The following is an 8,820-nucleotide window of genomic DNA, read 5'->3' as shown; positions in this document are numbered from 1 at the left end:
TGGTCGCGCAGCGCCCGGAAGGCCGCCGCCTCGAGCTCCACCCGGGTCCTCTCATCCATCGGCCATCTCCCCGATTGCCCCGGCGATGATGGGCGCGAGCCGCCCCGCCCACAAGGCCTGCGCCTCCGGCGTCGCGACGAGATCCTGGCGCAGCTCGATCAGCACGTGCGCCAGCCCCCGCGCCGTCCCGTGCCGGCTCATCGTGTCGCCCTCGAGCTCGCCCGAATAGGGCTCGTTGTCCCCCACGCAATAGCCCTGCCCCCGCAGCCGCTGGAGCAGCGGCCCGGCCAGCCGCCCGTCGCGGTGCCAGAGGATGCCGACCTGCCACGGCCGCAGCGGCCGCCCCTTCAGCTGCGGCGTGTAGGAATGGATCGAGACCAGCGCCGGCTCCCCCATCCGCTCGATCGCCGCGTCGATCGCCCGGTGGTACGGCCGGTGGAAGGCGTCGAGCCGCCGCTCCACCTCCGCCGCCGTCACCTGCCGGTTGGCCGGGATGAGCGTGCCGTCGTAGAGCCGCATCACCAGCGTCGGATCGTCCTCGCCGCGGTTGGGGTCGATGACCAGCCGCGAGAAGCGGGTGAGCAGCGCCGGCGCAGCCATGATCCGCGCCAGCTCCAGCGCCACCCCGCGCGCGCCGATGTCGTAGGCGATGTGCCGCGCCATCTCCTCGGGCGGCAGCCCGAGATCGCCGCCGGCGACCGACGCCGGCACCCGGTTGGTCGCATGGTCGCAGAGCAGCAGCAGCCGCGACCCCGGCGCCCCGCCGACCTCCTCATATGCCCGCTCGTCCATGGCCGCCTCATAAGCCGTCCCGCCGGCGGGGGCCAGAGCGCCGCCCGGCAAATCTCCTTGCGATGCGGCCGGCCCCCCTCCATGCTGCCGCGCAAGCCACCGCAACCCCGGACGACCCTTGGCCCTTCTCGAGCTTGCCGGCATCCGCAAGAGCTTCGGCGCCATCGAGGCGCTGCGCGGGGTCTCCTTCGCCGTCTCCGCCGGCGAGGTGGTGGCGCTCCTCGGCGACAACGGCGCCGGCAAGTCCACCCTCGTCAAGATCATCGCCGGCGAGGAGCGCGCCAGCGCCGGCCGCATCCTCTTCGACGGCGCCGAGGTCGCCTTCGCCGACCAGGGCGAGGCCAAGGCCGCCGGCATCGAGACCGTCTACCAGGACCTCTCGCTCTGCACCAACCTCGACGTCGTCGCGAACTTCTTCATGGGCCGCGAGCTCACCCGCCGCGTCCTCGGCATCCCCTTCCTCCGCGACCGCGCCATGGAGGCCGAGACCCGCCGCGCGCTCGAGGCCGGCGGCACCCGCATCCCGCGCCTCCGCACCACCGTCGAGCACCTCTCCGGCGGCCAGCGCCAGGCGATCGAGCTCAACCGCTTCGTCCACTGGGGCGGCAAGCTCGTCATCCTCGACGAGCCCTTCGCCGCCCTCGGGGTCGAGCAGACCCGCCGCGGCCTCGAGACGATCGACCGCGTGCGGGCCCGCGGCATCGGCGTCATCCTCATCACCCACGTGATGGCCCAGGCCTTCGCCGTCGCCGACCGCATCGTCGTCCTCCGCCACGGCTCGGTGGTGGGCGACCTCCGAACCGACGCCACCACCCCGGACGAGGTCGTCCACCTCATCACCGGGGGGATCGAGCGCATCGGCCAGCCGACTACAACCCAGGGAGAACCAGCATGAACCGCCTCCTGCGCCTCGCCGCCGCGACGGCGCTCACCCTAGGCCTCGCCGCCTCGGGCGCGCTCGCCCAGTCCAAGGGCACGATCTACTACCTCGTCCCGACGCTGCTCGACGAGTTCCAGACCGGCTCGATCGACGCGATCGAGAAGTTCATGGGCGACGTCGGCTACGAGGTCACCTCGCTCGACGCGCAGAACCGCAGCGACCTGCAGCTCAACCAGGTCGACGACGTCCTCAACCTCGCCCCCAAGGCGGTCATCCTCGCCGCCGTCGACTTCGACGCCATCAAGCCCGGCATCGAGAAGCTGCGCGCCGCCGGCATCCCGGTGATGATCTTCGACCGCCAGATCACCTCGACGCCCTCGGACTTCACCTCCGTCGCCGGCACCGTCGAGATCGGCCATATCGCCGGCGACGAGGCGATCCGCCTCCTGACCGAGAAGAACGGCTCCCCGAAGGGCAAGGTGCTGCAGATCCTCGGCGACCCGGGCGATCCCTACACCCTCGACATCCAGAAGGGCTTCGAGGAGAAGGTCTCGGCCCACCCGGAGATCACCGTCATCACCCAGGCGGCGATGCAGTGGGAGGCGACCAACGCCGGCAACATCGCCCAGGACCAGCTCCTGACCAACCCCGACATCGACCTCATCTTCAACCACGCCGCCCACCTCTCGGTCGCCGTCGCCGCCGTCCTCGAGGCCCAGGGCAAGAAGCCGGGCGATATCATGATGATGTCCTCGAACGGCGCGCCGGTCGGCCTCGACCTCATCCGCAAGGGCTGGCTCAACGTCGAGGTCGAGCAGCCGATGTACGCCCAGGCCGCGGCGCTCGCCATGTTCGCCGACAAGGTGGTGAACAAGCAGGAGATCGAGGCGGGCACCTACGACGTGATCGGGCTCACCTCCGAGCTCACCATCGAAAGCTGGGGCCCGAACATCAAGATCCCCGGCGCCGCCATCACCGCGGACAACGTCGACGACCCGAAGTTCTGGGGCAACCTGCAGCCGCCGACGACGCCCGTCGCCGCGGTCGAATGACCCTCGCCGACTCGATGCCCGGGCCGGGGTCCGAGCCGAGGCAGGAGCGCCACAAGGCGCTCCTCGCCCTCCTCCTCGACAACCTCGTCTGGATCATCCTGCTCTTCGCGCTCGCCTGCTTCGCGATCTTCATCCCGAAGTTCTTCCAGATCGGGATCCTGCTCAACATCATCGAGCAGTCCACCTTCGTCGGCATCATCGCCGTCGGCCTCTCGCTGACGCTGATCGCCGGCCAGATGGACCTCTCGATCGAGAGCGTGATGGCGCTGGCCGCCATGACCGTCGCCCTCACCTTCGGCACCGGCGGCGCCGGCGGCGGCCTCGCGCTTCAGCCCCCCTGGCTCGCCTTCCCGGTCTCCCTCGCCATGGCGCTCGGCGTCGGCGCGCTGATCGGCTGGCTCAACGGCACCCTCGTCGTCCGCTTCGAGATCAACGCCTTCATCGTGACGCTCGCCTCCTACATCTGGGGCCGCGGCCTCGTCGTCGCCCTCTCCGGCGGCCGCTCGGTCTACGGCCTGCCCGACGCGCTGCGCGGCGTCGCCGTCACCCGCCTCCTCGGCATCCCGATGCTCGCCTGGGTGCTCGTCGCCGTCTACGCCGCCTTCGCCCTGATGCTCGCCAAGACCCCGTTCGGCCGCCACCTCTACATGATCGGCGGCAACGCCATCGCCAGCGCCCGCGCCGGCATCCCGGTCGCGCGCAACGTCACCCTCGCCTTCGTCCTCTCCGGCACGCTCGCCGGCCTCGCCGGCTGGCTCCTCGCCTCGCGCACCGCCGGCGCCACGGCGAACCCCGGCATCGGCATGCTCTTCCAGGCCTTCGCCGCCGTCGTCATCGGCGGCGTCAGCCTCAAGGGCGGCCAGGGCCGCCTCTCCGGCGTCTTCGCCGGCGTGCTGCTCCTCTCCTCGATCCAGACCGCGATCAACGTGATGGGGATGCCGCCGCACTACACGATGATGATCCAGGGCACCCTCGTCCTCGCCGCCGTCCTGCTCGACACCGCCAAGAACGGCCTGCGCCGCCGCTACCTCTGAGCCGGTTAACCATCGTGAAGATCAGGTAAACGCCAAGGGCATTTTTCCTGTGATTTCAACGACTCCCCCGGGTGGGCACGCGTGCCCATCCCCACCTCCGGGCACAGTGGCTCGCGATGCCGGCACCCGGCCGGAGCCGGTCATTCGGCAGCTTCCACCCGCGGTTCGGGGGTGTAGTTCAGGATCGAGGCGATCCAGCGTTCGAGCTCGGCGACCTCCATGCCCTTGCGGCGGGCATAGTCCTCGACCTGGTCGCGCTCGACCTGGGCGACGCCGAAATAGTAGCTTTCGGGGTGCGAGAGATAGAGGCCGGAGACCGAGGAGCCGGGCCACATGGCGTAGCTGTCGGTCAGCGCGACGCCGGTGGCGCGCTCGGCGTCGAGCAGGCGGAAGAGCGTTCCCTTCTCGGTATGGTCGGGCTGCGCCGGATAGCCGGGCGCCGGCCGGATGCCGCGATAGGGCTCGCCGATAAGCTCCTCGGGGGTGAAGCCCTCGTCGGGCGCATAACCCCAGAACTCGCGGCGGACGCGCTCGTGCATCAGCTCGGCGAAGGCCTCGGCGAAACGGTCGGCGAGTGCCTTCACCAGGATCGAGGAATAATCGTCGTTCGCCCGTTCGAACCGCTCGGCGATCGCCACCTCCTCGATGCCGGCGGTGACGACGAAGCCGCCGAGATAGTCGGGCCGCCCCTCGGGCGCGACGAAGTCGGCCAGCGCCACGTTCCTCTTGCCGAGCCGCTTGGCGCGCTGCTGGCGCAGCGTGAAGAAGGTGGCAAGCTCGGCCGAGCGCGTCTCGTCGGTATAGAGGCGGATATCGTCGCCGACCGCGTTCGCCGGCCAGAAGCCGATCACGGCACGCGGGCGGAACCAGCGCTCGGCGACGATCTTGGCGAGCATCGCCTGCGCGTCCTCGAAGAGCGGCCGCGCGGCGGGCCCCTGCGTCTCGTCCTCCAGGATCGCCGGGTAGCGGCCGCGCAGCTCCCAGGCCTGGAAGAAGGGCGTCCAGTCGATATAGCGGGCGAGATCCGCCAGGTCCCAGTCGTCGAAAACGCGGGTGCCGAGGAAGCTCGGGCGCGGCGGCGTGTAGCCCGACCAGTCGATCTCCGGCGCGTTGGCGCGGGCGGCGGCGAGCGGCAGGCGTTGCTTGGCTGCCTCGGCGCGGGCATGGGCCTCGGCGAGCCTCCGGTACTCCTCGCGCACGCCGGCGACATAGGCCCCCTTCCCGTCCGGCGAGAGCAGGCTCGAGACGACGCCGACCGCACGGCTCGCGTCGTTGACGTGCACGGTGTCGCCGCGCTCGTAGCGAGGCTGGATCTTGACCGCCGTATGCACGCGGCTGGTGGTCGCGCCCCCGATCAGCAGCGGGATCGAGAAGCCCTCGCGCTCCATCTCCGCCGCGACATGCGCCATCTCGTCGAGCGAGGGCGTGATGAGGCCGGAGAGGCCGATGATGTCGACCCCCTCGGCCTTCGCCGTCTCGAGGATCTTCGTCGCCGGCACCATGACGCCGAGGTCGATGATCTCGTAGTTGTTGCAGGCGAGAACGACGCCGACGATGTTCTTGCCGATGTCGTGCACGTCGCCCTTGACCGTCGCCATCAGGATCTTGCCGGCGCTCCGGCGCGAGGCGACGCCGGTCGCCGCCTTCTCGGCCTCCATGTAGGGCAGGAGCACGGCCACCGCCTGCTTCATCACCCGGGCCGACTTCACCACCTGCGGCAGGAACATCTTCCCCGAGCCGAAGAGATCGCCGACGACGTTCATCCCCGCCATCAGCGGCCCCTCGATCACGTCGAGCGGGCGGGCGGCGGCCTGGCGGGCCTCCTCGGTATCCTCGGCGACGAACTCGGTGATGCCGTTGACCAGCGCATGCTCGAGCCGCTTCCCGACCGGCCACTCCCGCCACGCGAGGTCGCGCTCGCGCGCGTCCTGGCCCCCTGCCCCCCTGTAGCGCTCGGCCAGCGCCAGCAGCCGCTCGGTCGCGGACCCTTCGCCCTTCGGGGTGCGGTTCAGCACCACGTCCTCGCAGGCCTCGCGCAGCTCGGGATCGATCGAATCGTAGACGGCGAGCTGGCCGGCGTTGACGATCCCCATGTCCATGCCGGCCTGGATGGCGTGGTAGAGGAAGACCGCGTGCATCGCCTCGCGCACCGGCTCGTTGCCGCGGAAGGAGAAGGAGAGGTTCGAGACGCCGCCCGAGATATGGACGTGGGGGAGCGTCTCCTTGATGCGGCGGGTCGCCTCGATGAAGTCGACGCCGTAGTTGTCGTGCTCCTCGATGCCGGTGGCGATGGCGAAGATGTTGGGGTCGAAGACGATGTCCTCGGGCGGAAAGCCGGCCTCCTCGGTCAGCAGGCGATAGGCGCGGCTGCAGATCTCGACCTTGCGGGCGAGCGTGTCGGCCTGGCCCTCCTCGTCGAAGGCCATGACGACGACGGCGGCGCCGTACATGCGGCAGAGCCGCGCCTGGGCGAGGAAGGGCGCCTCGCCCTCCTTGAGCGAGATCGAGTTGACGATGGGCTTGCCCTGGACGCACTTCAGCCCCGCCTCGATCACCTCCCACTTCGACGAGTCGATCATGATCGGCACACGGGCGATGTCGGGCTCGGCGGCGAGGAGGTTGAGGAAGGCGGTCATCACCGCCTTTCCGTCGAGCAGCCCCTCGTCCATGTTGACGTCGATGACCTGGGCGCCGTTCTCGACCTGGTCGCGCGCCACCTCGAGGCCGGCGGCATAGTCGCCGGCGGTGACGAGCTTGCGGAAGCGGGCGGAGCCGGTGACGTTGGTGCGCTCGCCGACGTTGACGAAGGGGATCTCCCTGGTCAGCGTGAAGGGCTCGAGGCCGGAGAGACGCATCAGCGGCGCGATCTCGGGGACGCGGCGCGGCGGGTACTTGGCGACCGCCTCGGCGATGGCGCGGATATGCTCGGGCGTGGTGCCGCAGCAGCCGCCGACCACGTTGACGAGGCCTTCCCGGGCGAACTCCTCGAGCTGGGCGGCCATGAACTCCGGGCTCTCGTCGTAGCGGCCGAACTCGTTCGGCAGCCCCGCGTTCGGATAGGCGCAGGTGAAGGTGTCGGCAACGCCGGCGATCTCGGCGAGATGCGGGCGCATCTCCGCCGCGCCGAGGGCGCAGTTGAGCCCGATGGTGAAGGGCCGCGCGTGGCGGACCGAGTGCCAGAAGGCGGTCGGCGTCTGGCCGGAGAGCGTGCGGCCGGAGCGGTCGGTGATCGTGCCCGAGATCATCACCGGCAGGCGGAGCGCCTTCTCGGCGAAGACCCGCTCGCAGGCGAAGATCGCCGCCTTGGCGTTCAGCGTGTCGAAGATCGTCTCGATGAGGACGAGATCGGCGCCGCCGTCGACGAGGCCGCGCAGCTGCTCGGCGTAGGCGGCGGCGAGGCCGTCGAAGTCGATGGCGCGGAAGCCCGGGTCGTTCACGTCCGGCGACATCGAGGCGGTGCGGTTGGTCGGCCCCAGCGCGCCGGCGACGAAGCGGCGCCGGCCGTCCTCGGCCTCGGCGCGGTCGGCAGCGCGGCGGACGAGGCGCGCGCCCTCGCGGTTGAGCTCGTAGACCACCTCGCCCATGCCGTAGTCGGCCTGGGCGATGGCGGTCGAGGAGAAGGTGTTGGTCTCGAGGATGTCGGCGCCGGCCATGGCGTAAGCATAGTGGATCGCCTCGATCGCCTCGGGCTGGGTGAGGATGAGCAGGTCATTGTTGCCCTGCTGGTGGCAGTCGCAGGTGTGGAAGCGCTGGCCGCGGAAGTGCGCCTCGTCGAGCCCGAGCCCCTGGATCTGCGTGCCCATCGCGCCGTCGAGCACGAGGATCCGCTCGCGCGCGGCGGCGGTCAGGGCCGCGAGCGCGTCGCTCCGGCGATCCGGCGAGGCATCGGAGGGCATCGGGGCGCTCCCGTCTGGTCAGGGTCGGCGGCCATATAGGCAGGATCGCCGGGGAATGGAAAGCAAGCGGTTTCGCCGATCGCGCACGGGGGAGAGCGCCCCCCAACAGGGGCCGGCACGCGCCCGCAGCTCAGCCGGATGGAGCGTTACCCTTCGGAAAATACTTCCCCAGACATTACAACACAAACTCAATGGCTTGCCAGCATCTAGAGTTGACGCCGGTCGTCCAGCGGGTGGAAGGGCACGAAGCGCCGAACCTGGGCGGCGCGCATACCAAGCAGCAAGCCGAAGAACGCAATCGCTCCGAAAAACACATGCGAAAACAGAAGCATGCGATAGGGTTCACGGAGGAACCAGTCCGGGTCGACGAACGCGAAACCCACCAGGAAGAAGCTGGCCCCGAGCAGCATGCCCTTGGCCCCCGACCACGGCACCCAGGCAATCGTCAGGGGCAGTGCCACCGCGAACATCGGCAGGAAGATGCCGTAGTGATGGTCCCAGGCCACGGGCGCCGCGATGGTGGCCGCAGCCAGCACGACGATGAGATCGACGATCCCGGCGGAGCGCCGCCGCCACCTGAAGGGATCGAACGCGAGCAGCAGGATCACCACCGACGACACCATGGTCGCCACACGGATGCCGGCATGCTCCGGCGCGAAGTCGCTCTGATAGGTGCCCTTCGGCGGCACGGCCACGCCGTTCTCCAGCCAGCGGTTGAGCAGGCCGTTCACGCTCTGGTTGAGATACAGGCTCTCGCCGTGGCGGGCGATCTCCTGCAGCACCCCGAGGTATGCCCAATGGTCGGCGAACCCGAAGCGCCAGAGGCTCAGGGACAGCCCGACCGCAATGCCCAGAGCATAGCCCAGCGAAAACCGGTGCTCGCGCCGCCAGAGCGACCAGATGAGGACCACGGCGAACTGCGGCTTGACGAGGGTGCAGCCGGCAAGGACGAGACCGGCCCAGCCCCGCCGCCCCATGAGAAAGGCCAGGAGCGCGAGGGCGACGCCGGCGTCCAGAAAGACCTGGATCTGCCCGAGCGCGTAGCCGTGGATAACCGGATAGAAGGTCGCCGCCAGCGGCAGCGCCAGGAGAAACGCCAGCCGCCGGTCGGCCGGCGCGCCCCGCTCCGCTGGGGAGCGCAGCCGGTCCTGGACGGCGACGACCAG

At 70.1% G+C, this 8,820-nt stretch carries 6 protein-coding genes; 3 read left to right on the top strand and 3 right to left on the bottom strand.

The genetic code is table 11. From position 1 onward, the window contains the following. Window positions 1-51 precede the first annotated feature (51 nt). Window positions 52-792 carry an N-formylglutamate amidohydrolase gene (locus tag Q0112_RS02820; RefSeq protein WP_297971120.1) on the bottom strand — a complete coding sequence of 247 codons (741 nt, stop codon included), beginning with the start codon at window positions 790-792 and terminating at the stop codon, window positions 52-54. Between the two features lie 118 nt (window positions 793-910). Between Q0112_RS02820 and Q0112_RS02815 the strand changes: the two genes are divergently transcribed. Genes Q0112_RS02815 through Q0112_RS02805 form a run of 3 tightly spaced genes read left to right on the top strand, consistent with a single transcriptional unit; the run spans window position 911 to window position 3,758 of the window. After that, window positions 911-1,687 carry an ATP-binding cassette domain-containing protein gene (locus tag Q0112_RS02815; RefSeq protein ID WP_297971117.1) on the top strand — a complete coding sequence of 259 codons (777 nt, stop codon included), beginning with the start codon at window positions 911-913 and terminating at the stop codon, window positions 1,685-1,687. Continuing rightward, window positions 1,684-2,724, top strand: coding sequence for a sugar ABC transporter substrate-binding protein (locus Q0112_RS02810; protein WP_297971115.1), 1,041 nt, complete (start codon window positions 1,684-1,686; stop codon window positions 2,722-2,724). Before Q0112_RS02815 ends, Q0112_RS02810 begins: the two co-directional genes overlap by 4 nt. Then, the gene (locus tag Q0112_RS02805; protein WP_297971112.1) at window positions 2,721-3,758 is read left to right on the top strand and encodes an ABC transporter permease; all 1,038 of its coding nucleotides are present in this window, start codon (window positions 2,721-2,723) and stop codon (window positions 3,756-3,758) included. Before Q0112_RS02810 ends, Q0112_RS02805 begins: the two co-directional genes overlap by 4 nt. 140 nt (window positions 3,759-3,898) lie before the next feature. Here Q0112_RS02805 and metH read toward each other — a convergent pair whose 3' ends face one another. Further along, the gene (gene metH / locus Q0112_RS02800; RefSeq protein ID WP_297971109.1) at window positions 3,899-7,654 is read right to left on the bottom strand and encodes a methionine synthase; all 3,756 of its coding nucleotides are present in this window, start codon (window positions 7,652-7,654) and stop codon (window positions 3,899-3,901) included. Between the two features lie 206 nt (window positions 7,655-7,860). Beyond that, window positions 7,861-8,820, bottom strand: a 960-nt coding sequence (locus tag Q0112_RS02795; RefSeq protein ID WP_297971106.1) for a glycosyltransferase family 87 protein, incomplete at its 5' end; no start/stop codon positions are given.

The sequence above is a fragment of the uncultured Amaricoccus sp. genome (assembly GCF_937858865.1).
Taxonomy (GTDB): domain Bacteria; phylum Pseudomonadota; class Alphaproteobacteria; order Rhodobacterales; family Rhodobacteraceae; genus Amaricoccus.
The sequence above is the reverse complement of the archived record's forward strand: the minus strand, read 5'-3'. Positions and strand labels throughout refer to the sequence as shown.